Raw genomic sequence first — 23,596 nt, 5'->3', positions numbered from 1 at the left:
CCGCGCCGACGGCGTCAGCGCACGTTGCCGTTGGACGGCGTCAGCGCACGTTGCCGTTGGAGCAGGTCAGCTGCGCCGCGGAGTTGCCGCGGATCGTCGACGGCAGCGCGACCGCGTCGTCCGGGGTGGCGCTGGCGTCGGGCGCGGGCGTCTCGGTGGGGGCGCCGGCATCGGGCGCTTCGCCGTCCGGCGCGGGCACGGCCGGGTCGGCGGTCCCCTCCTCGAGCACGACGCCGTCGTTCTCGGTCGCCTCGTGGGTGATCTGCAGCTGCTTGTTCGCCTTCACCGCATCCCACAGCGCGGTCGCGGCCTCCTCGTCCGGCACCACCTTGTTCGGGTCGTCCGGGTCGGTGTAGGTCGGGTACTGCACGAAGACGATGTCCTCGAACGGCACGTCCTTGACGGCGAGAGCGATCTGCACGATCTTCATCGGGTCGGCGAGCGACGTGCTCGGCTCGACGTTCTTGATGCCGGTGTCGGCGAGCTTGAGCATCGTCGGCACGTTGCCGAGCACCTCGCCGCTGATGAGCTTGCGCACCAGGCGGGTCATGTACTGCTGCTGGTTGCCGATGCGGCCGAGGTCGCTGCCGTCGCCGACGCCGTGGCGGGTCCGCAGGAACTGCAGCGCCTGGTAGCCCTGGATGGTGTGAGTCCCGGCGGCCATGTCGAGGCCGGTGTGGTAGTCCTTGATCGGCGAGGCGAGGCACACCTCGACACCGCCGATCGCGTCCGTGATCTGGATCACGCCGCCGAAGGTGACGGATGCCGCGAACTCGATGTCCTCGCCGGTGAGCTCGGAGATCGTCTTGGTGACGCAGTTCAGCCCGCCGTAGCCGTACGCGGTGTTCAGCGGCTGCTTGCGCATCGGGCCGCTGGTGTTGCCCTCCTCGTCGGTGCACTCCGGGATCGGCAGCATCAGGTCGCGCGGGAAGCTCACCGCCGTCACCCGGCGCGGCTCCTCGGAGACGTGCACGAGCAGGTTCACGTCGTTGAGGGTGCCGTTGGCGTCGGGGCCGCTGCAGCGATCGCCGAAGAGATGCGCGATCTCCGCCTCGCAGGTGTCGACGCCGCTGAGAAGGATGTCGAATCCGCCCTTGTACGCGCCGATGTCCGGCGGCAGGTCCTTCTGCCCCTCCAGCTCCACCGCGTTCGCGTTGACCGTGTTCGACCATCCGGCCACCACGAACCCGACGACGCCCAGACCGCTCACGAGCAGCACGGCCAGGCCGATGCCGATGAGCTTCATCAGCTGGGATGCGGCGCTCGGAGTGCGCTGCTGGCCGTGACGGGCGACGGGATGCCTGGTCGACTCGCTCACTCGGTGCCTTTCGGATCTGCGGAGGGTGTGGGATTCGAACCCACGGGACATCTCTGCCCACTGGTTTTCAAGACCAGCTCCATCGGCCGCTCGGACAACCCTCCTCGGCCGGCATGCGCCGGACGATCAGTGGTCGAGTCTATCCGGTCCCCTGCGGACGCCCGATGTCCCTGCCATTCTCCCGGATGCACCTGGGCAAGCCCTGGAGGGCGGCGCCGGCACCGCCGTCAGCGGGCCGCGGCGACGAGTCCGGTGAGCACGGTGGCCAGCCCGCCCTCCTCGACGTGGCCGGTGATCTCGCCGGCGGCATCCCGCACCTCGTCCGGGGCCTGCCCCATCGCGATGGCGCGGCCGCCGTTGCGCAGCGCCCAGCCGAACATGCCGATGTCGTTGCGTCCGTCGCCGGCGACGAGCACCTGGTCCGCAGCGATGCCGAGCTCCGCACGCACCCGCTCCAGCGCGGTGCCCTTGTCGACGCCGTCCGGGGCGATGTCGAGCCACGCCGTCCAGCCGATCGCGTAGGTGACCTCGTTCAGGCCCACCTCCGACACCAGGCGCTTGAAGTCCTCCTCGTCGTGCTGCGGCGACACGACCACCACACGCGACACCTGCTGCGCGATGAGCTCCTCGAACGGCACCTGGCGGCCGCCGTCGAGCGTCCAGTCGTCCAGCATCGCGGTGTACAGCCGCTGGCCGGTGCCGAGCTCCACCATGTACCGGGCCTCGGGCAGCCGCTCCCGCAGCATCGACAGCACCGGACCCGGGTCGAAGGTCTCCACGTGCCAGCGCTCCCATTCGCCGCCGCGGCGGCGGAGCGTGACCGCGCCGTTCGAGCACACCGTGAAGTCGCTGGTGATGCCCAGCAGGTCGACGAACTGCGCGGTCGCCGCCCAGCTGCGCCCGGTCGCGAGCAGCACCTCGTAGCCGGCGTCCCGCACCTGCGCCACGGCGTCGGCCGCGCCCGGGCTCAGCGTCTCGTCCGGCAGGATCAGCGTGCCGTCGATGTCCAGGGCGACCAGGCCGCGCGCCGTCATGCCGCCGACACCGGCCGGAGGACCTCGAGCCCGCCGAGGTAGGGCCGCAGCACCTCGGGCACCGTCACCGAGCCGTCCTCGCGCTGGTGCGTCTCGAGCAGGGCGACGATCCAGCGCGTGGTCGCCAGCGTGCCGTTCAGCGTGGCGACGTGCTGCGTCTTCGCCGGCGCGGCGGATGCCTCCTCACCGGCATCCGCCACCTCCGGCCGGTACCGGATGTCGAGCCGGCGGGCCTGGAAGGTGGTGCAGTTCGACGTGGAGGTGAGCTCGCGGAACGCGTTCTGCGTCGGCACCCACGCCTCGATGTCGTACTTGCGCGCGGCGCTCGAGCCGAGGTCGCCGGCCGCCACATCGATCACGCGGTAGGCGAGGCCGAGCGACGTCAGCATCTCCTCCTGCAGGGCGACGAGGCGCTCGTGCTCGACCTCGGCGTCCTCCTGCGTGGTGTAGACGAACATCTCCAGCTTGTTGAACTGGTGCACCCGGATGATGCCCCGGGTGTCCTTGCCGTACGAGCCGGCCTCGCGGCGGTAGCAGGTCGACCAGCCGGCGTAGCGGAGGGGCCCCGCGGACAGGTCGAGGATCTCGTCCTTGTGGTACCCCGCCAGCGGCACTTCGCTGGTGCCGACGAGGTACAGGTCGTCGTCCTTGTCGAGGTGGTACACCTCGTCGGCGTGCTCGCCGAGGAAGCCGGTGCCCTGCATGATCTCCGGCCGCACCAGGGTGGGGGTGATCAGCGGCTCGAAGCCGTTGCGCAGCGCGGTGTCGAGCGCGAGGTTCATCAACGCGATCTCCAGGCGCGCGCCGACGCCGCGCAGGAAGTAGAAGCGGGAGCCGGAGACCTTCGCCCCGCGCTCCATGTCGATCGCCCCGAGCAGCTCGCCCAGCTCGAGGTGGTCGCGCGGCTCGAACGGGAAGGCCGGGATCTCCCCCACCCGGCGCAGCTCGACGAAGTCCTCCTCGCCGCCGGCGGGTACGCCCTCGATCACCACGTTCTCGATCCGGGCGAGGGCGGATGCCGCGGCATCCGCCGCCTCGTTCGCGGCGTGCTGCGCCTGCTTCACCTTCTCGGCGAGCTCCTTGGCCTGAGCGACCAGGGCGGGCTTGTCCTCCTTGGGCGCCTTCGCCACGACGCGGCCGAACGCGTTCTGCTCGGCCCGCAGCTCCTCGTAGCGGGTCAGCGCGGCGCGCCGCGATCGGTCGGCCTCGATCGCCGCATCGACGGTCTCGGGCGCGTTCCCGCGCGCGATCTGTGAGCGTCGGACGAGCTCGGGCTCGTCGCGGAGAAGGGCGAGATCGATCATTGGTCAAGTCTATCGACGGCCCGTGACACGCCCTGCCGGCGGCGGCCGCCGTAGAGTTGCGGGCATGGAGAGCACCGGGCACGAGGGGTCGCACGCGGCCCTCGTGTACAACCCGATCAAGGTGGAGCAGATGCGCCTGCGGGCCGCCCTGCTCGCGCACTCGAAGCAGCACGGCTGGGCGCCGCCGCGGTTCTACGAGACGAGCGTGGAGGATCCCGGGCAGGAGGCGACGCGCGCGGCGCTCCGCGACGGCGCGGCCGCGGTGCTGGTCGCCGGCGGGGACGGCACGGTGCGGGCGGTGTCGGAGGCGATGGCGGGAACGGGGATCCCCCTCGCGGTGGTGCCGAGCGGCACCGGCAATCTCTTCGCCCGCAACCTCGGCCTCCCGCTCGCCGGCCCGGAGGCGATGATCGAGGCCGTCTTCAGCGGCTTCCGCCACCCCGTCGACATCGGCTGGGTGACCCTGGTCCGCCCGGACGGCTCCTCCTCCGAGCACGCGTTCGTCGTGCTCGCGGGGGTCGGCCTGGACGCCGACATGATCGCGAACACGAAGGCCGAGTTGAAGCGCTCGGTGGGCTGGGTGGCGTACATCGACGGGGCGGCGCGGTCGCTGCCCGGTGCGCGCCCGTTCCGCATCCTGTACCAGGTGGACGACGGGCGGCTGCACTCCACCAAGGTGCACAGCGTGCTGTTCGCCAACTGCGGGTCGCTGCCGGCGGGCATCGCCCTCGTGCCGGACGCCTCGCTCGACGACGGCACCCTCGACATCGCGGTGATCCAGCCGACCGGACCGCTGGGCTGGCTGGGCCTGTGGCGCAAGATCTGGTGGGACAACTCGGTGCTGCTGCGCACCCGGGCAGGCCGGCGTGTGCTGGAGCGGCGCGGCCGGGACGCCTCGATCCACTACCTGCGCGGGCGGACGGCCGAGGCGGCGATGCCCACGCCGGCGTCGATCGAGCTCGACGGCGACGAGTTCGGCGAGGCGGTGCGGATGCTGTGCCGCATCCAGCAGGGCGGCCTGACCATCGTGCTGCCGCCCGGCCACGACACCACCCGCTTCTGACCCCGAGGCACCCCGCCCCGTCCTCCTCCCCGACCCGTCCCGACCCGCCCCCCGACCCGTCCTCCCCCGACCCGTCCTCCCCGGGTTTGGGGCGGATTCTCCCGTTCGGGGCGGTGCTGTGCCGCCCCGAACGTGGAAATCCGCCCCAAACGAGTGAGGTGAGGAGGGGGAGGGGGAGGGTGAGGTGAGGAGAGGGTGGGGTGGGGGTGGGGTCAGGGGAGGACGGGGACCTGGCCCTCGAGGCCGCCGCCGCGCAGGGCGAGGGCGAAGGGACGGTCGTCGTCGGTCTCGAAGGGGATGGTGAGGATCGTGGTGCGCGGGGCGTAGTCCATCGTGCAGACGCCGTCGATCTCGGCGAAGACGACCGCGGCCCCGGCATCCGTCTGCTCGATGCTCTCGACGACGGGCGTGCACGAGGAGGACCCCCAGGTGAGCAGCACGATGCCGCGGTCGTCGAACCGGCCCGCGGACGGCTCGTGACCCGCCGGGCCGGACGGGGCCTCGGCGAGCGCCTCGAGGTCGGCGTCATCCGCGACGTCGCCGTAGGTCACGCGCAGCTCGACGTCCTGCGTCGGGTCGACGCCCTCGGGCAGGGCGGCCGGCGTCGCGCGCGGCGCGAAGTCGGCGGTGCAGACCTGGTCGGCCCCGGCATCCGCCAGCACGACGTGCACGGTCTGCCCCTCCGCCCGGACATCCTCCGCGTGCGGCACGCATCCGGACGATCCCCACGTCACCACCGCGAACTGCCGGCCGCCGGCGAGCCAGGCGGCCTCGACGTCCCCGGCGTCACGGTCCTCGGGAGCAGCGGAGCCGGCGCCGTCCGTCGGCGCTGCCGACGGTTCGGCCGTGCTCGTCGGCGACGGGGATGCCGGGCCCGACGAGCATCCGGCGGCGAGCAGCGCCACCGCCGCGAGCGCGAACGCAGAGCGAAGAGGTCGGAATCGCATACTCGATAGTGTCACGGCGGCGCCGTCCGTCTCAGCCGGCCCGGACCCCCGGAGTCGGCACGCCGGCCCCGATGCCCGGAGGCCGGCGCTCCGGCTCGGATGCCCGGAGGCCGGCGCTGCTACTGCAGCGCGGAGGTGAGCCGGGCAAGGTTGTCCAGCACCGTGGAGCGCAGCGGCTGCTTCAGCCACTCCTCCAGGGTGAGCTCGCGACTGAGCGCGCGGTACTCGTCCTCGACGGCGCGCACCTCCCGCACGAACTCCTCCCCGCGGACGAGCATCGAGATCTCCATGTTCAGGCCGAAGGAGCGCATGTCCATGTTGCTGGAGCCGATCACCGCGACCTGGTCGTCGATCGTGAGGCTCTTGGTGTGCAGGATGTACGGCTTGCGGTACATCCAGATGCGCACGCCGGCGCGCAGCAGCGCCTCGTAGTAGCTGCGCTGCGCGTGGAAGACCATCGCCTGGTCGCCCTCCTCCGAGACGAACAGCTCCACCTGCACACCCCGGTCGCAGGCGGCCGTGACCGCCTGCAGCAGCGCCTCGTCGGGCACGAAGTACGGACTCACGATCATGATCTTCGACCGCGCCGCATACAGCAGGGTGAGGAACAGCCGCAGGTTGTTCTCCACCTCGAATCCGGGGCCGGACGGCACGATCTGGCAGTCCAGGTCGCCGCTGCCGGTCTCCACGCGGGTGATGTCGATCCCCTCGGGCACCCGGTCGGTCTCGGCGTAGTAGTCCGACAGGAACACCGCGTTGATGCTGGACACGACCGGCCCGTCCACGCGCACCATCAGGTCCACCCAGTGCAGGCCCCTGCGGATGTTCTTCGGCAGGTTGTAGGAGGAGTCGGTGATGTTCTGCGAACCCAGGAAGCCGACCCTCCCGTCCACGACGAGGAGCTTGCGGTGGTTGCGCAGGTCGGGGCGCTGGATGCGGCCGCGCAGCGGCTGCACCGGAAGCATCAGATGCCAGTCGGCACCCATCGCCTCGAGGCGGCGGACGGTCTGTCGGTACTTCGGCTTCCAGCGGTTGGCCCAGTAGTCCAGCAGCACCCGCACCGGGATGCCGCGGGCCGCGGCGTCCTCCAGCGCCTGGAAGAAGCCGTCGGTGGAGGCGTCCGCCTGCAGGATGTAGAACTCGACGTGCACGTACTCCCGGGCGCGGCGGATCTCCTCGGCCATCGCGTCGATGGACGCCTGGTAGTCGGAGATGAGGCGGGCGCCGTTGTCGCCGGAGAGCGGCAGGGCGCCCATCGACTGGTTCATGTGCACGAGCGGCGGGAACCACTCCGGGGCGTCCGGGCGCAGGGTGCCGAAGTGCAGGTGGCGGGCGGTGTCGGCGATGTAATCGTTGATCCGCTCCTGCTTGCGGCGGCGGGCGCGGGGCAGCTTCGGATTGCCGATGAGCAGGAACAGCAGCACCCCGAACACCGGGATGAAGAAGATCGCCAGCAGCCAGGCCATCGCGGCGGTGGGGCGGCGGTTGCGCGGGATGGTGACGATCGCGACGATGCGGACCGTGATGTCGACCACGGCGTAGGCGAGGACGACCCACCAGGGCCAGGTCGAGATGTCGAACACCGTCGCCCCCTCCCCCGCGTCGCGGTTGCCTCACCTGGGTTCAGCGTAGCCGGATGCCCGGACAGCGCCGTTCGGGCGGGGCGGATGCCGTCAGGAGGACTTCGGGGGCAGGCCGCGGGCCGCGCGCTCCTCGGCCTCGATCCGCGCGTGCGCCTTGCGCTCGGTGCGGTCGAACCGGAGGATGCCGCGGAGCACGAACACGAACACGACCGAGACGACGAGCGTCGGCAGAATCGACCAGAGCGCCGCGACCCAGAAGTTGTCCACGCCTCCATGGTACGCGGCCCGGCTGAGCGGCGGCCCTGCGCCGACCCGATCGTTCTGCACCGACCGGCATCTGCCCCGAAGTCATCCACAACGGCCCTTTCCGGGCCCGCGGGCCGGGCGGCTCCGGCACACTCTCCGGGCATGAGCACGATTCTGCACGCCACCGATGCCGCCGAGCTCCTCGGCCTCGTCCCCTCCCTCGCCGGGTTCACGCCCCGGCAGAGCCTCGTCCTGCTGCCGTTCCGCGGCCGGCGGACGCACGGCGCCCTGCGCGTCGACCTTCCCGATCCCGACGTCGACCCGGACGAGTTCGCGGATGCCGCGATCGAGCTCGTCGACCGCATCGGCGGCGTGGACGCCCTCGCGCTCGTCGTGTACACCGACGAGGAGCCGCTGAGCACGCCGGACGGACCGCTGCTGCCGCAGCTCGCACTGGCGGAGTCGCTGCTGGATGCGGCCGACGACGCGGCGCTGCGGATCGTCGAAGCCCTGTGCGTCACACCCGGCGGCTGGGGCGACTACCGCGACGACGAGCCCGAGCTCCACCCGCTCGACGGGATCCCGACCGCCCCGGCCGTACCCGGCGTCGGCGACGTCTCCGGCGACCAGCTCGCCGGAGCCGCGCTCCCGCCGAGCGACCTGGCCGAGACGGAGCGCGTCGGGCGGGCCCTCGCCGACCTGTGCACGGTGCTGCAGCGCGAACGGCGCGGCGCCTGGGTCCCCGGCCCGGAGGAGAATCCGCAGGCGCTGGCAGCCGCGGTGATGCTCGACGACGTGCCGGCCTTCGCCGAGGCGGTGCTGGAGAGTCCGGACGATCTGCCGCCGTTCGCGTGCGCCGCCCTGCTGTGGTGTCTGAACCGGCCGGTGTTCCGGGACGCCATCATCGTGCAGTGGGCGACCGACGCGGCCTTCGGCACCCGCGCCCTCGCCGCGCAGCTGGCCTTCGCCGACGCGGGCTCCACGGTGCCCGACGACGTCGGCGAGGTGTTCCTCGGGCGCGGAGCGCGCCCCGACCCCGACCGCCTCGGGTGTGCGCTGTCGGTGGCGCGGCGGGCGGCTACCTGCGCGCCGCGCGCGGCCCGGCCCGGCGCGCTCGTGGCGGCCGCCTGGCTGGCGTGGGCGCTGGGCCGTTCCTCTCACGCCGCCGAGTACCTGCGCCAGGCGCTGGAGATCGACCCGCAGCACAGCATGGCCTCGCTGCTGCGCACCGTGCTCGCCGCGGCGATGCTGCCGGAATGGACGCTGAGGCGGGCGTGAGCCCGGTGCGGGAACGCGCGGGCGTGAGCCCGGTACGGCAACGCCGGGGCGTGAGGGGACCCACGCCCGGTCGCCGGGCCGGTCCGCGGTTACTTCACCAGCGGGAACAGGATCGTCTCGCGGATGCCGAGGCCCGTGATCGCCATCAGCAGCCGGTCGATCCCCATGCCCATCCCGCCCGACGGCGGCATGCCGTGCTCGAGCGCGCGCAGGAACTCCTCGTCCACGCGCATCGCCTCGACATCGCCCTTCGCCGCCAGCTTGGCCTGCTCGACGAACCGCTCGCGCTGGATGACCGGGTCCACCAGCTCGGAGTATCCGGTGGCGAGCTCGAAGCCGCGCACGTACAGGTCCCACTTCTCGACGACCCCGTCGATGGAGCGGTGCTCGCGCACCAGCGGCGAGGTGTCGACCGGGAAGTCCATCACGAAGGTCGGCCGCTCCAGGCCGCCCTTGACGAAGTGCTCCCACAGCTCCTCGACGAGCTTGCCGTGGGTGACGTGCTGCGGGATCTCCACGCCGTGCTCCTCGGCGAAGGCGATCAGGTCCTCCACCGAGTCCTTCGGCGTGACGGTGCGGCCGGACGCCTCGGACAGCGAGTCGTACATCGAGATGCGGTCCCACTCGCCGCCCAGGTCGTACTCGGTGCCGTCGGCCCACGTCACCGTGGTGGACCCCGCCACCGCGATCGCGGCGTTCTGCACCAGCTCCTGCGTCAGCTCCGCCATCTGGTGGTAGTCGCCGTACGCCTGGTAGGCCTCCAGCATCGCGAACTCGGGGCTGTGCGTGGAGTCGGCACCCTCGTTGCGGAAGTTCCGGTTGATCTCGAACACCCGCTCGATGCCGCCGACGACGGCGCGCTTCAGGTACAGCTCCGGCGCGATCCGCAGGTACAGCTCGGTGTCGAACGCGTTCGAGTGCGTGATGAAGGGACGAGCGGATGCCCCGCCGGGCTGCACCTGCAGCATCGGCGTCTCCACCTCGAGATAGTCGTGCGCCGCGAACGTCGACCGGAGGCTGGCGTTCACCGCGGCACGGGCGCGCACCGTGGTGCGGGCCTGCTCGCGGACGATGAGGTCGAGGAAGCGGCTGCGCACCCGCGTCTCCTCGTTCAGCTCGGCGTACACGTTCGGCAGCGGCAGGATCGCCTTCGACGCGATCCGCCAGTCGTCGGCCATGATCGACAGCTCGCCGCGCCGGCTGGAGATCACCTCTCCGTGGACGAAGACGTGGTCGCCGAGGTCGACCAGCTCCTTCCACGCCGCCAGGGACTCCTCGCCGACGTTCGCGAGCGAGATCATCGCCTGGATGCGAGAGCCGTCGCCGGCCTGCAGGGTGGCGAAGCACAGCTTCCCGGTGTTCCGGCTGAACACGACGCGGCCCGCGACGCCGACGATCTCGCCGGTCTCGGCCCCGGCCTCGAGGTCGCCGTACTTCTCGCGCAGCTGCGGGATGCCGTGCGTCACGGGCACCCCGACCGGGAAGGCGCCGCCACCGGCATCCGTGCGGCTCGCGATGAGCTTCTCGCGCTTGGCCAACCGCACCGCCTTCTGCTCGAAGACGTCCTCCTCGGCGGAGGCGGAGGGCGTCGAAGGGTCGGCGGGGGCGGCGGTCTGCGCAGGCGCGTCAGTCATGAGTGGGGGCTCCTCGGAAGTCCCGTCCAGTCTACCGACCGCCGCTCCCCCGCCTGCGGCTGGTCACGGGGCGGCCAGGGCCTCGGTCGGCGAGAGGCGGGCGGCGCGCGCGGCCGGATACAGGCCGGCGACGATACCCACCAGCACGGTGGCGGCCAGGACGGGGAGCGCACGGCCGGCGCGCCGGGCGTCGGGCTGGGGCTGTCGATCGTGCGCGCGATCGTGCAGGCGCACGGCGGCGAGGTCGCGCTCGCGTCCCGGCCCGAGGGCGGCCTCGTCGTGACGGTGACCCTGCCCGGCGAACGGTACGACCGCGCCGGCTAGCCTCGAACGCGGAGGCCCCGGATCTGCACGCCTCCGCGGCTGGGCGCCGCTGCCCGTGGCCTCAGAGCCCGGTCGGAGGGCCCAGCGGGTCGGAGGCGTCCCGGAGCGCCTGCTCGACGGTGGACGATACGAGCGCCGAAAGGTAACCGCCGGGGTTGTCGATCCCGATGCCGCGGAGCAGCCCGGTCGCCTGCCCGATGATGGAGCGGGAGAACGTCGTCGCCGTGGTGATCGCCTCGGCATAGGCGGCGCGGTCCGCCTCCGCGATCACGACCGGCTCGCAGCCGAGCTCCACGGCGAGCGCCTGCGCGATCGGCAGCACCGGGGCGGGCGCGGTGACCGCCGCGAACGCCGCCCTCAGCTGCCGGAGGTCGATCGACGTGCCGGTGAACGCGATCGCCGGGTGCACAGCGAGCGGGATCGCGCCTTTCTCCGCGGCCGCCCGGAGCACGTCCGTGCCGAACGCCGGGTCGGTGTGCAGCACGAGCTGCCCGATCTGCCAGCCTCCGGCATCCGCGATCCCCCTGACCAGCCCCGGCAGCTCGTCGTGCGGCACCGCGATCACGACGAGCTCGCTGCGGCGGACCACCTCGAGCGCGTCGAGCACGGGCACCTCGGGCAGGATCGCGGAGGCGCGCTCGTCGTCGGAGCCGCTCGTGATGCCGGTGATCGCGTGCCCGGCACCGGCGAGCGCGGCACCGATCACCGGCCCCACCCGACCCGCGCCGATGATGCCGACGCCGAGGCGCGCACCCGCCGCCACGTCAGGACCCCTCGGGACTCGAGGCCGGCGACTCCCCGCTCAGGTCGCGAAAAGTGCCGCTTTCCCCGCCGGATACCGGCACATTCTGCGACCCGAACGCGGCAACCGCGTCCCCGTTCGCGCGCCAGCGGTGGGTCTGATCGCGGGATGCCGCGGCGACGGCGGCCCGGCTCACGCCGTCCAGCAGCGCGATCGCGTCCTCGCGCTCCAGCCCGGAGACGACGCCCGACACCGGTCCTGGCACGGTGTGCGCCTGCCCCTCGGCGACTCGCTGCGCGCGGTCGATCGGTCCCTGCGAGATCGAGACGCCCTGCAGGCGCGCGAGCGGGAAGATCGCGAGCTTGCGCCACACCGTGCCGCGCCGCAGCAGCAGGCCGTACTGAGTGAGCGCGTAGCCGTGCCGCTTCCACGACACCGGCCGGCGCCACCAGGCCCGCGGCGGGATGGTCCGATACGGGTCGCCCGGCACCGGGCCGAGGATCCCGTGCTCCCAGATCAGCGGGATGTCGGCGGCCGGCACGTCCGGCAGGATCAGCCCGAGCACCCGCTCCACGTCCGCACGGTTGCCCACCGGCAGCACGACGTTGAACTGCTGGGCGCTGCTGGACTGCTGCTGCGCGGCGCTCTTGCCGCTCATCCGGTTGATCCGGATCGTCCACCAGCCGAACGGCCGCCACAGCAGCGACTGCGACACCTCGACCGCGAAGATCCGGCCCGGCGGCAGCGTCTCGGTCACGGTGGTGAGCAGGCCGTAGGTGATGCGCACCCCGTCGGGGGTCGGCGCGATCGCGTACCGCAGCGACTTCGAGATCTGCGCCCAGGCGATGGCGATGCTCGCCAGCAGCAGCGGGATGCCCATGCCGAGCCCGGCGGTGAGCACGATGAGCCCGATGGCGGTCTCCCCGTCACTGACGGCGCCGATCACGATGCCGCCCAGCGCCAGCGCGAAGATCACCGCGAAGAACAGCAGCCACAGCGCGCCGACGATCAGCTGCGAGCCGATCAGGCGCCCGGTCGGGATCTTGACCACGCTCTCCGGGGCGACGTCGGCGAGGTCGACGCCCTCGATCAGACCGGCGACCCCGGCGTTCACCGTCTCCAGCAGCGGCGTCGTGCCGGCGGGCGCCCCCGGCCGCATCCCCTCGGCCCGCGCCTGAGCCTCGCTGCGCGCGGCCCGGGCTCCGGAGGCGAGACGGAGGATGTCGGCCCGCACGGATTCGGCCGTCCCGGTGGACAGGTACTCGAGGGCGACGTTGGCGTCGGTGCCGGCGCCGACGACCTCGAGCTTGCCCAGCCCGATCAGCCGGGCCGGGAAAGGCCTGGTCAAGTTCACCCCCTGCACCCGGTCGAGCGGTGCGCGCCGGTGGGCGCGGAACACGATGCCCTTGCGCACCTCGACGTGGTCGCCGGTGATGCGGAACTGGTGGAAGCGCCAGACCAGCCAGAACGCGATCACCAGCACGACGACGACGGCGAGCAGGATGCCGAGGGCGAGCAGGATGAGGTCGTTCGCGAGGACCCAGTCGAACGGGTCGCCGCCGTACTCGTACTGCGCCTCCTCCGGCGCGAAGAGGTTGACGAACCAGGCGATCAGGCGGTCGCGCATGTTCGCGATCGCGATGCCGCCGACGATGAGGAGCACCAGACCGCCCTTGAACAGCGGGGTGAGCGGATGCATCCGGTGCCATTCGCCGTCCGCCAGCGACGACGAACCGCCCTCGGGCAGGCCGGCCGGCGCCGCGAGGGTTCCGGGCTGCCGCTGGTCGCTCACAGTCCGGTCCGGCGGGTCTCGGCGACCTCGATCAGGGTGTCGCGCAGCGCCTCCGCGGCGGTCTGGGTGAGCCCGGGGATCTGCACGCCCGTGGTCGCGGCCGCGGTCACCATCTTCAGCTGCGAGATCCCGAAGGCGCGGTCGAGCGGCCCCTGGGTGATGTCGACCAGCTGCATCCGCCCGTACGGCACCGCGACCATCCGCTGCCACAGGATGCCCTTGCGGAAGACGATGTCGTCCTCGCGGAGCATGTACCCGATGGCCTTCGCCTGCCGCGGCAGGATCGCCAGGGTGACCAGCGTGATCACGACCAGCGCGGCGCCGGGCAGCCACGCCCAGGTCTGCGCGAAGAAGACGTGCAGCACCGCCGCGGCGGCCACGACCGCGACGAGGAACAGGATGTTCTGCACGACCTGCGACACCACGTAGCGCGGGGAGATCTGGTGCCAGGTGCCGTCCAGCGCGATGGCGCCGGGGCTGCGCGGCGTGCGCAGCTGCGTGTAGGTGCCCTCGTCGAGTCCTGCGGGCGCGGGTGCGGCGGGGACGGATGCTCCGGGGGCGGGCGCCTCGGGGACGGATGTGGCCCGGACGGGCGGCGGAGGCGGCACCGGGGTGCCGAAGCCGTTCGGATCACTCGGAGGGGTCGTCGGGCTCTCGGTCATCGGAATCCTTCGGCAGCGTGCAGAACTGTTCGGCGACGAGCGCGGCCCCGATCAGCACCAGCGCGCTGACGATGAGGGCGAGCATCGCCACCGTCGACCCTACCGGCGGTGGGACGGGCCGGGTCACGAGGAAGCCCAGCAGGCCGCCGGCGAACCCGGCGAGGATCGCGCCGAGCAGGCTGGACGCCCGCGCCAGGGTGGCCGCCCGGAGGGCGCGGAACGGGTCGATGCGGATGCCGTCGCGCACGCTGCGCCGCACCGGCCAGGCCAGGCCGACCACGACTCCGGCGAGCAGCAGGAGCAGCACCGGCAGGAACACCGAGGGCGTGAACGTCGCCCGACCGGTGATGGTGAGCAGGTGGTCGAAGCCGAAGCCCGCGACGGCGCCCAGCAGCGCGAGCACGAGCAGGACGCCGGGGCCGGTGCGTTTCATCGGCGCCGCTCCCCGTCGGCATCCGACCCGGCATCCGCATCGGGCGAACCCGTCCGCAGCGACCGCACGAGGTCGGCGACCCGCCCGTGTCCCGGGAGCACCGCGTGGGGGTCGAGGCTCAGCCACGGCTCGAGCACGAACAGCCGTTCGGCCGCTCGAGGATGCGGCACCTGCAGATGCTCCGCATCGCTGCGGAAGTCGCCGTAGGCGATGAGGTCGAGGTCGAGGGTCCGGTCGCCCCACCGCTCGCGGCGCACCCGGCCCTGCTCCTCCTCGACGGCGTGCAGCATGCCGAGCAGCACCGAGGGTGCCAGCCGCGTCGTCATCAGCGCGACGGCGTTGAGATAGCGCGGGGCATCCGGATCGGGACCGTCCACGCGCACCGCGATCGTCTCGACGGGCTCGGACATGCGCAGCTCGTCCACGAGGGGCAGCCGGCGCAGACGCTCGGCGGCGGCGCGCAGCATCTCCCCGCGGTCGCCCTCGTTCGAGCCCAGGGCGATCACCGCCACCTCCGGGTCTCGGCCCGGCCGCGGGTCGGGGAAGGCCGGTGGGTGGGTGAGCCGGCGGTCCATCACGACCGTCCCCGGTGGATCGTGACCGACACGTCCGAGAAGGTCAGCGGGATCGGCGCGTGCGGCTTGTGCACGGTGACCGTCACGCCCTCGACCCGGGAGTCCTGCAGCACGACGTCGGCGATGCGCTCGGCGAGGGTCTCGATGAGGTTCACCGGCTCCCCCGCGACGACCGCGGCGACGCGCTCGGCCAGTTCGCCGTAGTGCACGGTGTCGGCGACGTCATCGGATGCCGCAGCGGCGCGGAGCGACAGCCGGAGCGTCAGGTCGATGCGGAACTCCTGGCCGTCGCGGCGCTCGTGCTCGTAGACGCCGTGGTGCCCGCGGACGGTCAGTCCGGTGAGGGTGATCTCGTCGAGGAAGTCCATCAGGCTCCGTCCCAGGCTCTCTGCACCGCGAGGGCGTCGCGGGTGGAGGCGACGTCGTGGACCCGGACCGCCCACGCGCCGGCGCGCGCGGCCAGGACGCTGGTCACGGCGGTGGCGAGATCACGGCGGGCGAGGGGGATGCCGGCCTCGGACGCTGAGCCTGTCGAAGCGTCCGCGCCGTCGTTCGACGACGGGGCGGCGGCGAGGATCTCGCCGAGGAACCGCTTGCGCGACGTTCCGACGAGCACTCGGTGCCCGAGCCCGACGATCTCGTCCAGCCCGCGCAGCACCTCCCAGTTCTGCGTCCCGGACTTCGCGAAGCCGATCCCCGGATCCAGGATGACGCGGGCCGGGGCGATGCCCGCAGCTGCGGCCGCCGCGATCCGGTCGTGCAGCTCCGCGGCGACCTCCCGCGCGGCGCGGGTGTACTGGGCCCGCGCGTACATGTCGCTGGACGGTCCGCGCCAGTGGCCGAGCACCACGTCGGCATCGGTGTCCGCGACGGCGGCCAGCATCCGCTCGTCCGCGAGCCCGCCGGACACGTCGTTCACGTACCGCGCCCCGGCGCGCACGGCGGCGACGGCCGTGGACGCGTTCAGGGTGTCGATCGAGACCGGGATGCCGGCATCCGTCAGCGCCTCGATCACCGGCAGCACCCGACGCTGCTCCTCCGCCTCCGGCACCCGCTCCGCGCCGGGGCGCGTGGACTCGCCGCCGACGTCGACGACCGCCGCGCCCTGGGCGCGCAGCATCCGGGCGTGCGCGACCGCGATCCCGGGATCGAGGTAGCGGCCGCCGTCGCTGAACGAGTCGGGGGTGATGTTCAGGATGCCCCAGATGCCGGTCACCACGCGCCTCCGGAGGGGCCCGCTGCGGCATCGCCTTGCCCGGCGCCGCCGGGCCGCGACCCGCCGATGAGCGCGATGAGCTCGGCGCGGGCGGCCGGCTCGGCGAACGCGCCGCGGGCGGCGATGGTGAGCGTGGACGCCTCGGGCTGGCGACCGCCGCGCATGGTGACGCAGCCGTGCGTGGCGTCGAGCACGACGAGGACGCCGCGGGTGTCGAGGTTCTCGGCGATGGTGTCGGCGATCTGCTCGCCGAGGCGCTCCTGCACCTGCGGTCGCGCGGCCAGGATCTCGACCACCTTGACCAGGGCGCCCAGGCCGACGACCTGCTCGCCGGGCAGGTAGGCGAGGTGCGCGTGGCCGGCGAACGGCAGCAGGTGGTGCTCGCACACCGAGCGGAACCGGATGTCGCGCATCAGCACCGCCCCCGACGGCAGCGTCTCCGGCGCCGGGCCGCGGGCGACGCTGATGGTGCGCGCCAGCGGCGCGGCGGGGTCCTCGTGCACGCCGGCGAAGTACTCCGCGTACAGCTCCGCCATCCGCGCCGGGGTCTGCTTCAGGCCCGGACGCTCCGGGTCCTCGCCGATCGCCTCGAGGAGCTCACGGGTGAGCCGCTCGACGCGCGCCCTGTCGACAGCCACGTCAGGCCGTCGCCGGCCGGGCCCGTCCGCCGCTGGGCTGCGCGGTCGGCCGGGAGCCGGTGCCGGTGCTGGTCGTGGCATCCGCAGCGGTCTGCGCGGCGACGCCGGCATCCGTCCGCTTCGGGATCTCCACCGGAGGACGCAGCGAGACCGGACGGTCCTCGCTGGAGAGCCACTGCGGCCGCTCGGGCAGCTTGCGGACATCCGTGAAGATCTCGGCGATCTGGTGGTGATCGAGGGTCTCGTGCTCGAGCAGGGCGAGGGCGAGGCGGTCGAGGATGTCCCGGTTCTCGGTGAGCACCTGGTAGGCCTCGTTGTGGGCCTGCTCGATGAGGGCGCGCACCTGCTCGTCGACGGTCTCGGCGACCTTGTCGGAGTAGTCGCGGCCTCGGTGCATGTCGCGGGGCACGAACATCTCCCCGCTCTCGGAGCCGAGCTTGACCGGGCCGACCTCGGTGGTCATGCCGTACTCGGTGACCATCTTCCGGGCGATGCTCGTGGCCTTCTCGATGTCGTTCGAGGCGCCGGTCGTGGGGTCGTGGAACACGATCTCCTCGGCCACGCGCCCGCCCATCGCGTAGGTGAGCTGATCCTGCAGCTCGTTGCGAGTGACGGAGTACTTGTCCTCCAGCGGCAGCACCATGGTGTAGCCGAGGGCCTTGCCGCGGGGGAGGATCGTGATCTTGGTGACCGGATCGCTGTGGTTCATCGCCGCGGCGGCGAGAGCGTGACCGCCCTCGTGGTACGCGGTGATCAGCTTCTCCTTGTCCTTCATCACGCGGGTCCGGCGCTGCGGACCGGCGATGACCCGGTCGATGGCCTCGTCGAGGGCGCGGTTGTCGATCAGCTGGGCGTTGCTGCGCGCGGTGAGCAGCGCGGCCTCGTTCAGCACGTTCGCCAGGTCGGCGCCGGTGAAGCCCGGCGTCTTCCGGGCGACGACCTCGAGGTCGACCGACTGCGACAGCGGCTTGCCGCGGGCGTGCACCTCGAGGATGCGCTGGCGGCCCTTCAGGTCGGGGGCGTCGACGCCGATCTGGCGGTCGAAGCGGCCCGGGCGCAGCAGGGCGGGGTCGAGGATGTCGGGACGGTTGGTCGCCGCGATCACGATGACGTTCGCGTTCGGGTCGAAGCCGTCCATCTCGACGAGCATCTGGTTCAGGGTCTGCTCGCGCTCGTCGTTGCCGCCGCCGAGGCCGGCGCCGCGGTGACGTCCGACGGCGTCGATCTCGTCGATGAAGATGATCGCCGGGGCGTGCTCCTTGGCCTGGGTGAACAGGTCGCGCACGCGGGAGGCGCCGACGCCGACGAACATCTCGACGAAGTCGGATCCGGAGATCGAGTAGAACGGGGCGCCCGCCTCGCCGGCCACGGCGCGGGCGAGCAGCGTCTTGCCGGTTCCGGGAGGGCCGTAGAGCAGCACACCCTTGGGGATGCGGGCGCCGATGGCCTGGAACTTCGCCGGATCCTGCAGGAACTCCTTGATCTCCTGCAGCTCCTCGATCGCCTCGTCCGCGCCGGCGACGTCGGCGAAGGTGACCGTCGGGGTCTCCTTGTTGACGAGCTTCGCCTTGGACTTGCCGAACTGCATGACCTTGCTGCCGCCGCCCTGCATGGACGACAGCAGCCACCAGAACAGCAGGCCGAGGAGGACGAGCGGCAGCAGCAGCGACAGGAAGCCGTCGAACCAGGTGGGACGCGGGACGCTGTCGTTGAAGCCGTCCTTCGGGTTCGCGGCGTCGATCGCCTGCACGACCTCGTCGGCGCGGGCTTCGACGTAGTAGAACTGGACGGCCTTCGCGCCCTCGAACTCCTTGGAGAGCACCATGTCGACGCGCTGGTCGCCGTCGGTGGTGACGACCTTGGTCACGGTGTCGCCGGCGAGCAGCTCCAGGCCCTCCTGAGTGGTGACCTGCTTGGGTGCACCGAGGTTCGAGATCAGCAGGAAGCCGCCGAACAGCAGGAGCCCGATCAGCGCCACATAGATCAGCGGATTCCGGGAGATCTTCTTGACATCCATGATGCATTCAGCGTACCGCCCGGTCCCGAGGCGTCTCCTGTGCGTTCACCCACGGCGTACCGCCCCTCCCGCCCGCTCCTCCCGCCCCCGCTCCGCCGGCCGCCCCCGCTCTCTGCCCCCCGATCCCCGGCGTCTGTTTGTGGGGCGGGCGCGGGCGCCGGCGGGCGGGCGGAGGCGTCAGGTGTAGACGTGGGGGGCGAGGACGGCGACGTCGCGGAGGTTGCGGTAGCGCTCGGCGTAGTCCAGGCCGTAGCCGACGACGAAGTCGGTCGGGATGTCGAAGCCCACGTACTTGCAGTCGATCTCGACCTTCGCCGCCTCCGGCTTGCGCAGCAGCGCCAGAACCTCGATCGACTCGGCGCCGCGGGAGGCGAAGTTCTCCAGCAGCCAGCTGAGGGTCAGGCCCGAGTCGATGACGTCCTCGACGATGAGCACGTGCTTGCCCTCGAGCGCCGTGTCGAGGTCCTTCCGGATCTGCACGACACCGCTCGACTTCGTGCTCGCGCCGTAGCTCGACACCGCCATCCAGTCCATCGGCGCGTGGAACGGCAGCGCCCGCGCGAAGTCCGCCATGACCATCACCGCGCCCTTGAGCACGCCGACCAGCAGCAGGTCCTTGCCCGCGTAATCTTCGGCGACGCGCTGGGCGAGCTCGTCGAGCTTGGCGCGGATCTCCTCCTCGGTGACGAGGATCTTCTCGATGTCGTCCTGGATGTCCGCAGCGCGCATGGATCGATTTTAGGCGAGCGCCCGGATGCCCCCGTGACAGACCCTCGTGCCCGTGACGGTATGCCACAGACGGATGCCCCCTGTCCCCCTCCCCCGCGCACCCCCTGCGCGCTACTGTGAGCGGAGAGGCGGGCGGGTGCCCGCGGAGGGAGAGCCCATGAACCTCGACGAGATCCTGAAGCAGGTCCCGATCGACGACATCGCCCAGCGGTTCGGCGTCAGCCAGGACGTGGCGCGCCAGGCCGTGGCGGAGGGCAGCGCCGCCCTGCTCGGCGGTCTGCAGAAGAACGCCGAGACGCCCGAGGGATCCTCGGCGATCGAGCAGGCGCTGAACCGGCACGAAGGCTTCTCCGGCGCCTCGAGCGTCGACGACGTCGACCGCGAGGACGGCGAGAAGATCGTGAAGCACGTCTTCGGCGACAAGAAGAAGGACGTCGAGGAGACCCTCACCACCTCCGAGAAGACCGCGGGCGGCATCGACTTCGGCAAGCTGCTGCCGATCCTCGCACCGATCATCCTCGGCCTGATCGCGAACGCGACCAAGGGCAAGGGCGGCTCCACCGCCGGCTCTTCGTCCGAGGCCGGCAGCGGCGGCGGGCTCGGCGACATCCTGGGCGGTCTCGGCGGTCTGCTCGGCGGCGGCTCCGGATCGACCGGGTCCGGCAGTTCGGGCGGCATCGGCGGTGTCGTGGGCGACATCCTCGGGGGCCTGTTCGGCGGCCGCCGCTGAGCACCCCGCACCGCCGCGGAGCACCCCCACCGCCGCTCAGCGCGCCGTGAACACCACCCGCCCGCCGCGGCGCTCGGCGACGCAGCCGGGCAGGTCGATCGGCCCTTGACCGGACCAGTCGGTGACGAGCCGGGCCACCTCCAGCGTCTGCCGCCGGGTCAGGCTCACCCCGAACTCGCTGTGCACGACGAGCCGGATGATGCGGTTCCGCAGCGCCGCCGGGTTGGCCGCCAGCGCCGCCGCGCTCACCGAGATCCCCGCCTCGGCGTGCTCGACGATGTCCTCGATCGTCTCGTGGATCATCTCGTCGAACGCCTCGGCGTCCTCGCGCAGCTGCTCGGCGGTGCGGGCGAGCGCCTCGGCGATCCCCGGCCCGAGCTCGGCCTCGAGCACCGGCATCACCCGCTCCCGCACCCGCACGCGCGCGAAGCGCGGATCGGCGTTGTGCGGGTCCTCCCACGACTCGAGTCCGGATGCCGCGCAGAACGCCCGGGTCACCGCGCGGCGCACCGACAGCAGCGGACGCAGCCAGCGCACCCCGTCCTCGTCCTCGCGCACCGGCGCCATCCCCTGCAGGCTCGCCGCACCCGATCCGCGCGCCAGCCCGAGCAGCACGGTCTCCGCTTGGTCGTCGAGGGTGTGCCCGAGCAGCACCGGGGCTCGGTCCGCGGATGCCGCGCGCCGCAGCGCCGCATACCGAGCATCCCGTGCCGCAGCCTCGAGCCCGTCCGCACCCGCGACGACCTCGACCCGCTCCACGCGGGAACGGATGCCGAGGGCGGCGGCGTTCCGGGCGGCGGTGGCCGCGGCATCCGCCGACCCTGGCTGCAGCCCGTGGTCGACCGTGACACTCACGACCTCGAGACCGAGACCCCGCGCCTCGAACGCGGTCGCCGCGGCGAGCGCCAGCGAGTCGGCGCCGCCGGACAGCGCGACGATCACGGTCGAGCCGGCCGGCAACGTGCGGAGCGGACCGCGGACGGCGCGGCGCACCTCGGCGATGGCAGGATTCAGCGACGGCACCCCACCACGGTAGGGCACGCACCGCCCCGGCCGCCGGTCACCGGGCCGACCAGCCGCCGTCCATCGTGTAGCTGGCGCCGGTCACCATGGCCGCCTCGTCGCTCGCCAGCCACGCCACCAGCGAGGCGACCTCGGCCGGTTCGATCAGCCGCTTGATCGCACTCTCGGTCAGCATGATCCGGTCGAGCACCTCGGCCTCCGGGATGCCGTGGATGCGCGCCTGGTCAGCGAGCTGCTTCTCCACCAGCGGCGTGCGCACGTAGCCGGGGTTGACGCAGTTGCTGGTGACTCCGCGCCCGCCGCCCTCCAGCGCGGTGACCTTGGACAGTCCCTCCAGCCCGTGCTTGGCGGTCACGTATGCGGACTTGTACGGCGAGGCGCGCAGCCCGTGCACGGAGGAGACGTTGACGATCCGGCCGAACCCGCGGGCGTACATGCCGGGCAGCGCGGCGCGGACGAGCAGGAACGGCACCTCGACCATCAGCCTGAGGATGCGGCGGAAGTCCTGCGGGTCGAACTCCTCGATCGGGCTGACGCGCTGGATCCCGGCGTTGTTGACCAGGATGTCCACGTCGGCGAGCACCTCCGCCAGCCGGTCGTCAGCGACGGCCGCAGGGTCGAGCAGGTCGACGGTCCAGGCGGAACCGCCGATGGCATCCGCGGCCGCCTGGCATCCGTCGCGGTCCCGGTCGGCGACGACGACGTGGGCGCCGCGCGCTGCGAGCGCGTGCGCGACGGCGAGGCCGATGCCGCTCGCGCCGCCGGTGACGAGGGCGCGTCGTCCGGCGAGCGGCCTCCCCGACACGGGCACCGCGCCCGCCCCTGCGTCCGGCTCAGCGGATGCCATCGCCGACCCTGGCGGTGGTGAGCCCGTGCGCGCGGGCGTCGGCGTCGTCGACGTCCTGCAGCGCGATGCCCCGGGTCTCCTTCAGGGTGATCACGGCGACGGCTGTGATGGCGCAGGCGATCGCGACGTAGATCGCCACCGGCACCCCGGAGCCGTACTGCTGCAGCAGCGCGGTCGCGATGATGGGCGCCAGCGAGCCGGCGACGATGGAGGTGACCTGGTAGCCCAGCGAGACGCCCGAGTACCGCATCCGGGTGGGGAACAATTCGGCCATGATGGCGGGCTGACCCGCGTACATCAGCGCGTGGAAGCAGAGGCCGATGGTGACCGCGGCGATGATGACGAACGGGTTCAGGGTGTCGAACATCGGGAAGGCGAAGAAGGCCCACGAGGCGCCGAGCACCGCACCGGCGAGGTAGACCGGACGGCGGCCCAGGGCATCCGACAACCGGCCGACCTGCGGGATCACCAGGAAGTGGATGACGTGCGCGACGAGCAGCGCGAGCAGCAGCTGGCTGGTGTCGTACGCGTGCACGGTCTTCAGGTACACGATCGAGAACGACACGATGATGTAGTACAGGATGTTCTCCGCGAAGCGCAGGCCCATGGCGCCGAAGATGCCGCGCGGGTACGTGCGCACCACTTCGAGCACACCGTAGCGGGTGGCCTTGCCGGCCTCCACCTGAGCGCGGGCCTCGAGGAAGATCGGCGCCTCGCTGACGTGGGTGCGGATGTAGTAGCCGATGACCACGACGATGGCGGATGCCCAGAACGCGACCCGCCAGCCCCAGCTCTGGAACTGGTCGGCGGGGAGGATCCACGACATGCCGAGCAGCACGAGGGTCGCCAGCAGGTTGCCGACCGGGACCGCGGCCTGCGGCCAGCTGGACCAGAAGGCGCGCGAGCGGTCCGGGCTGTGCTCGGCGACCAGCAGCACGGCGCCGCCCCACTCGCCGCCGACGGCGAAGCCCTGCACGAAGCGCAGGATCACCAGCAGCACGGGCGCCCAGTATCCGATGGCGTTGAAGCCGGGCAGGCAGCCCATCAGGAAGGTGGCGACGCCGACCAGGATGATCGTGATCTGCAGCGTGTGCTTGCGGCCGAGCCGGTCGCCGATCTGTCCGAACACGATGCCGCCGAGCGGCCGCGCGATGAAGCCGACGGCGTAGGTGAGGAACGCGGCGATGATGCCGTCCAGCTCGGTGCCGGCGTTCGGGAAGAAGAGGGTGCCGAAGATCAGCGAGGCGGCGGTGGCGTAGAGGAAGAACTCGTACCACTCGACGACGGTGCCCACCATCGAGGCGGCCACGATCTTCTTCAGCCCTGAGGTCTCGGTCTCGGGCGGGGTCGTCCTGTTGACGCTCATCGATGCACTCTTTCGTGATTGCGCGGATGCCCTCGTCGGCATCCGCCGAGCGGTCCGGCAGCCCTCCTGAGGGCCAGCCTCCGTCAGTATGGGCA

General features: G+C 72.1%; 24 protein-coding genes and 1 tRNA gene. 4 read left to right on the top strand and 21 right to left on the bottom strand.

Going from position 1 to position 23,596, the window contains the following annotated elements; translation table 11 throughout:
* Nucleotides 1–40: 40 nt before the first annotated feature.
* From JRG78_RS01465 to serS, 4 genes are all read right to left on the bottom strand, one after another.
* Nucleotides 41–1,318: an LCP family protein gene (locus tag JRG78_RS01465; RefSeq protein WP_272653530.1), complete on the bottom strand. Its 1,278-nt coding sequence runs from the start codon at nucleotides 1,316–1,318 to the stop codon at nucleotides 41–43.
* Nucleotides 1,319–1,337: 19 nt separating this feature from the next.
* A tRNA-Ser gene (locus JRG78_RS01460) sits at nucleotides 1,338–1,422 on the bottom strand.
* Nucleotides 1,423–1,545: 123 nt separating this feature from the next.
* Nucleotides 1,546–2,352 carry an HAD family hydrolase gene (locus tag JRG78_RS01455; protein ID WP_272653529.1) on the bottom strand — a complete coding sequence of 269 codons (807 nt, stop codon included), beginning with the start codon at nucleotides 2,350–2,352 and terminating at the stop codon, nucleotides 1,546–1,548.
* Complete coding sequence (serS, locus tag JRG78_RS01450; protein WP_272653528.1) at nucleotides 2,349–3,656, bottom strand: serine--tRNA ligase; 1,308 nt, start codon at nucleotides 3,654–3,656, stop codon at nucleotides 2,349–2,351. The genes JRG78_RS01455 and serS overlap by 4 nt, the downstream gene beginning before the upstream one ends.
* A 64-nt stretch (nucleotides 3,657–3,720) precedes the next feature.
* Between serS and JRG78_RS01445 the strand changes: the two genes are divergently transcribed.
* Nucleotides 3,721–4,719 carry a diacylglycerol/lipid kinase family protein gene (locus tag JRG78_RS01445; RefSeq protein WP_272653527.1) on the top strand — a complete coding sequence of 333 codons (999 nt, stop codon included), beginning with the start codon at nucleotides 3,721–3,723 and terminating at the stop codon, nucleotides 4,717–4,719.
* 212 nt (nucleotides 4,720–4,931) lie between these two features.
* Here the strand turns inward: JRG78_RS01445 and JRG78_RS01440 are convergent, their stop codons facing one another.
* The 3 genes from JRG78_RS01440 to JRG78_RS01430 all read right to left on the bottom strand — a co-directional run bounded on the left by JRG78_RS01440 (nucleotide 4,932) and on the right by JRG78_RS01430 (nucleotide 7,516).
* Complete coding sequence (locus tag JRG78_RS01440; protein ID WP_272653526.1) at nucleotides 4,932–5,666, bottom strand: hypothetical protein; 735 nt, start codon at nucleotides 5,664–5,666, stop codon at nucleotides 4,932–4,934.
* A 119-nt stretch (nucleotides 5,667–5,785) separates the two neighbouring features.
* The gene (gene cls / locus JRG78_RS01435) at nucleotides 5,786–7,240 is read right to left on the bottom strand and encodes a cardiolipin synthase (RefSeq protein WP_272653816.1); all 1,455 of its coding nucleotides are present in this window, start codon (nucleotides 7,238–7,240) and stop codon (nucleotides 5,786–5,788) included.
* Between the two features lie 99 nt (nucleotides 7,241–7,339).
* Entirely contained in the window at nucleotides 7,340–7,516 is a 177-nt protein-coding gene (locus JRG78_RS01430) for a hypothetical protein (RefSeq protein ID WP_259607246.1), read from the bottom strand.
* Between the two features lie 141 nt (nucleotides 7,517–7,657).
* Here JRG78_RS01430 and JRG78_RS01425 point away from each other — a divergent pair, with 141 nt between their 5' ends.
* Nucleotides 7,658–8,773, top strand: coding sequence for a DUF4192 family protein (locus tag JRG78_RS01425; RefSeq protein WP_272653525.1), 1,116 nt, complete (start codon nucleotides 7,658–7,660; stop codon nucleotides 8,771–8,773).
* Nucleotides 8,774–8,862: 89 nt separating this feature from the next.
* Here JRG78_RS01425 and lysS read toward each other — a convergent pair whose 3' ends face one another.
* Entirely contained in the window at nucleotides 8,863–10,407 is a 1,545-nt protein-coding gene (lysS, locus tag JRG78_RS01420; RefSeq protein WP_272653524.1) for a lysine--tRNA ligase, read from the bottom strand.
* Between the two features lie 210 nt (nucleotides 10,408–10,617).
* On the opposite strand from lysS, the gene JRG78_RS12650 reads away from it, so the two are divergent.
* The gene (locus JRG78_RS12650) at nucleotides 10,618–10,731 is read left to right on the top strand and encodes a hypothetical protein (RefSeq protein WP_432806426.1); all 114 of its coding nucleotides are present in this window, start codon (nucleotides 10,618–10,620) and stop codon (nucleotides 10,729–10,731) included.
* 61 nt (nucleotides 10,732–10,792) lie between these two features.
* Here JRG78_RS12650 and JRG78_RS01410 read toward each other — a convergent pair whose 3' ends face one another.
* The 10 genes from JRG78_RS01410 to hpt form a co-directional block, all read right to left on the bottom strand.
* A complete protein-coding gene (locus JRG78_RS01410) occupies nucleotides 10,793–11,494 on the bottom strand; it encodes a DUF2520 domain-containing protein (RefSeq protein WP_272653523.1) in 702 nt (233 codons plus the stop codon).
* A gap of 1 nt (nucleotide 11,495) precedes the next feature.
* Entirely contained in the window at nucleotides 11,496–13,265 is a 1,770-nt protein-coding gene (locus JRG78_RS01405) for a PH domain-containing protein (RefSeq protein ID WP_259607242.1), read from the bottom strand.
* Nucleotides 13,262–13,873: a PH domain-containing protein gene (locus JRG78_RS01400; RefSeq protein WP_442927381.1), complete on the bottom strand. Its 612-nt coding sequence runs from the start codon at nucleotides 13,871–13,873 to the stop codon at nucleotides 13,262–13,264. The genes JRG78_RS01405 and JRG78_RS01400 overlap by 4 nt, the downstream gene beginning before the upstream one ends.
* A gap of 22 nt (nucleotides 13,874–13,895) precedes the next feature.
* Nucleotides 13,896–14,360 (bottom strand): DUF3180 domain-containing protein, encoded by a 465-nt coding sequence (locus tag JRG78_RS01395; protein WP_272653522.1) that lies wholly within the window; start codon nucleotides 14,358–14,360, stop codon nucleotides 13,896–13,898.
* A complete protein-coding gene (folK, locus tag JRG78_RS01390) occupies nucleotides 14,357–14,935 on the bottom strand; it encodes a 2-amino-4-hydroxy-6-hydroxymethyldihydropteridine diphosphokinase (RefSeq protein WP_272653521.1) in 579 nt (192 codons plus the stop codon). The genes JRG78_RS01395 and folK overlap by 4 nt, the downstream gene beginning before the upstream one ends.
* Nucleotides 14,935–15,303 (bottom strand): dihydroneopterin aldolase, encoded by a 369-nt coding sequence (gene folB / locus JRG78_RS01385; RefSeq protein WP_272653520.1) that lies wholly within the window; start codon nucleotides 15,301–15,303, stop codon nucleotides 14,935–14,937. Before folB ends, folK begins: the two co-directional genes overlap by 1 nt.
* Complete coding sequence (folP, locus tag JRG78_RS01380; protein WP_259607238.1) at nucleotides 15,303–16,151, bottom strand: dihydropteroate synthase; 849 nt, start codon at nucleotides 16,149–16,151, stop codon at nucleotides 15,303–15,305. Before folP ends, folB begins: the two co-directional genes overlap by 1 nt.
* Nucleotides 16,148–16,789 (bottom strand): GTP cyclohydrolase I, encoded by a 642-nt coding sequence (folE, locus tag JRG78_RS01375; protein WP_259607237.1) that lies wholly within the window; start codon nucleotides 16,787–16,789, stop codon nucleotides 16,148–16,150. Before folE ends, folP begins: the two co-directional genes overlap by 4 nt.
* 1 nt (nucleotide 16,790) lies before the next feature.
* Nucleotides 16,791–18,806 carry an ATP-dependent zinc metalloprotease FtsH gene (gene ftsH / locus JRG78_RS01370; RefSeq protein WP_272653519.1) on the bottom strand — a complete coding sequence of 672 codons (2,016 nt, stop codon included), beginning with the start codon at nucleotides 18,804–18,806 and terminating at the stop codon, nucleotides 16,791–16,793.
* Between the two features lie 177 nt (nucleotides 18,807–18,983).
* On the bottom strand, nucleotides 18,984–19,535 hold the full coding sequence (hpt, locus tag JRG78_RS01365) for a hypoxanthine phosphoribosyltransferase (protein ID WP_272653518.1): 552 nt from the start codon (nucleotides 19,533–19,535) through the stop codon (nucleotides 18,984–18,986).
* 157 nt (nucleotides 19,536–19,692) lie between these two features.
* Here hpt and JRG78_RS01360 point away from each other — a divergent pair, with 157 nt between their 5' ends.
* Complete coding sequence (locus JRG78_RS01360; protein WP_259607235.1) at nucleotides 19,693–20,265, top strand: DUF937 domain-containing protein; 573 nt, start codon at nucleotides 19,693–19,695, stop codon at nucleotides 20,263–20,265.
* A 36-nt stretch (nucleotides 20,266–20,301) separates the two neighbouring features.
* Here the strand turns inward: JRG78_RS01360 and tilS are convergent, their stop codons facing one another.
* Genes tilS through JRG78_RS01345 form a run of 3 tightly spaced genes read right to left on the bottom strand, consistent with a single transcriptional unit; the run spans nucleotide 20,302 to nucleotide 23,501 of the window.
* Nucleotides 20,302–21,288 carry a tRNA lysidine(34) synthetase TilS gene (gene tilS / locus JRG78_RS01355; RefSeq protein WP_259607234.1) on the bottom strand — a complete coding sequence of 329 codons (987 nt, stop codon included), beginning with the start codon at nucleotides 21,286–21,288 and terminating at the stop codon, nucleotides 20,302–20,304.
* Nucleotides 21,289–21,325: 37 nt separating this feature from the next.
* The gene (locus JRG78_RS01350; RefSeq protein WP_272653517.1) at nucleotides 21,326–22,135 is read right to left on the bottom strand and encodes a 3-hydroxybutyrate dehydrogenase; all 810 of its coding nucleotides are present in this window, start codon (nucleotides 22,133–22,135) and stop codon (nucleotides 21,326–21,328) included.
* Nucleotides 22,122–23,501: an MFS transporter gene (locus tag JRG78_RS01345; RefSeq protein ID WP_259607231.1), complete on the bottom strand. Its 1,380-nt coding sequence runs from the start codon at nucleotides 23,499–23,501 to the stop codon at nucleotides 22,122–22,124. The genes JRG78_RS01350 and JRG78_RS01345 overlap by 14 nt, the downstream gene beginning before the upstream one ends.
* Nucleotides 23,502–23,596 lie beyond the last annotated feature (95 nt).

This window comes from Microbacterium sp. EF45047 (genome assembly GCF_028472845.1).
Taxonomy (GTDB): Bacteria; Actinomycetota; Actinomycetes; order Actinomycetales; family Microbacteriaceae; genus Microbacterium; species Microbacterium neungamense.
This window is presented reverse-complemented; position numbering and strand designations above follow the sequence as displayed.

Bases quoted from the DNA above. Each gene is read 5' to 3' on its own strand.
- lysS (WP_272653524.1), bottom strand. From the start codon at position 10,407: ATGACTGACGCGCCTGCGCAGACCGCCGCCCCCGCCGACCCTTCGACG.
- JRG78_RS01425 (WP_272653525.1), top strand. From the start codon at position 7,658: ATGAGCACGATTCTGCACGCCACCGATGCCGCCGAGCTCCTCGGCCTC.
- JRG78_RS01440 (WP_272653526.1), bottom strand. From the start codon at position 5,666: ATGCGATTCCGACCTCTTCGCTCTGCGTTCGCGCTCGCGGCGGTGGCG.
- serS (WP_272653528.1), bottom strand. From the start codon at position 3,656: ATGATCGATCTCGCCCTTCTCCGCGACGAGCCCGAGCTCGTCCGACGC.
- JRG78_RS01360 (WP_259607235.1), top strand. From the start codon at position 19,693: ATGAACCTCGACGAGATCCTGAAGCAGGTCCCGATCGACGACATCGCC.
- folK (WP_272653521.1), bottom strand. From the start codon at position 14,935: ATGGACCGCCGGCTCACCCACCCACCGGCCTTCCCCGACCCGCGGCCG.
- JRG78_RS01445 (WP_272653527.1), top strand. From the start codon at position 3,721: ATGGAGAGCACCGGGCACGAGGGGTCGCACGCGGCCCTCGTGTACAAC.
- ftsH (WP_272653519.1), bottom strand. From the start codon at position 18,806: ATGGATGTCAAGAAGATCTCCCGGAATCCGCTGATCTATGTGGCGCTG.
- JRG78_RS01350 (WP_272653517.1), bottom strand. From the start codon at position 22,135: ATGGCATCCGCTGAGCCGGACGCAGGGGCGGGCGCGGTGCCCGTGTCG.
- JRG78_RS01395 (WP_272653522.1), bottom strand. From the start codon at position 14,360: ATGAAACGCACCGGCCCCGGCGTCCTGCTCGTGCTCGCGCTGCTGGGC.
- folB (WP_272653520.1), bottom strand. From the start codon at position 15,303: ATGGACTTCCTCGACGAGATCACCCTCACCGGACTGACCGTCCGCGGG.
- hpt (WP_272653518.1), bottom strand. From the start codon at position 19,535: ATGCGCGCTGCGGACATCCAGGACGACATCGAGAAGATCCTCGTCACC.
- JRG78_RS01455 (WP_272653529.1), bottom strand. From the start codon at position 2,352: ATGACGGCGCGCGGCCTGGTCGCCCTGGACATCGACGGCACGCTGATC.
- JRG78_RS01345 (WP_259607231.1), bottom strand. From the start codon at position 23,501: ATGAGCGTCAACAGGACGACCCCGCCCGAGACCGAGACCTCAGGGCTG.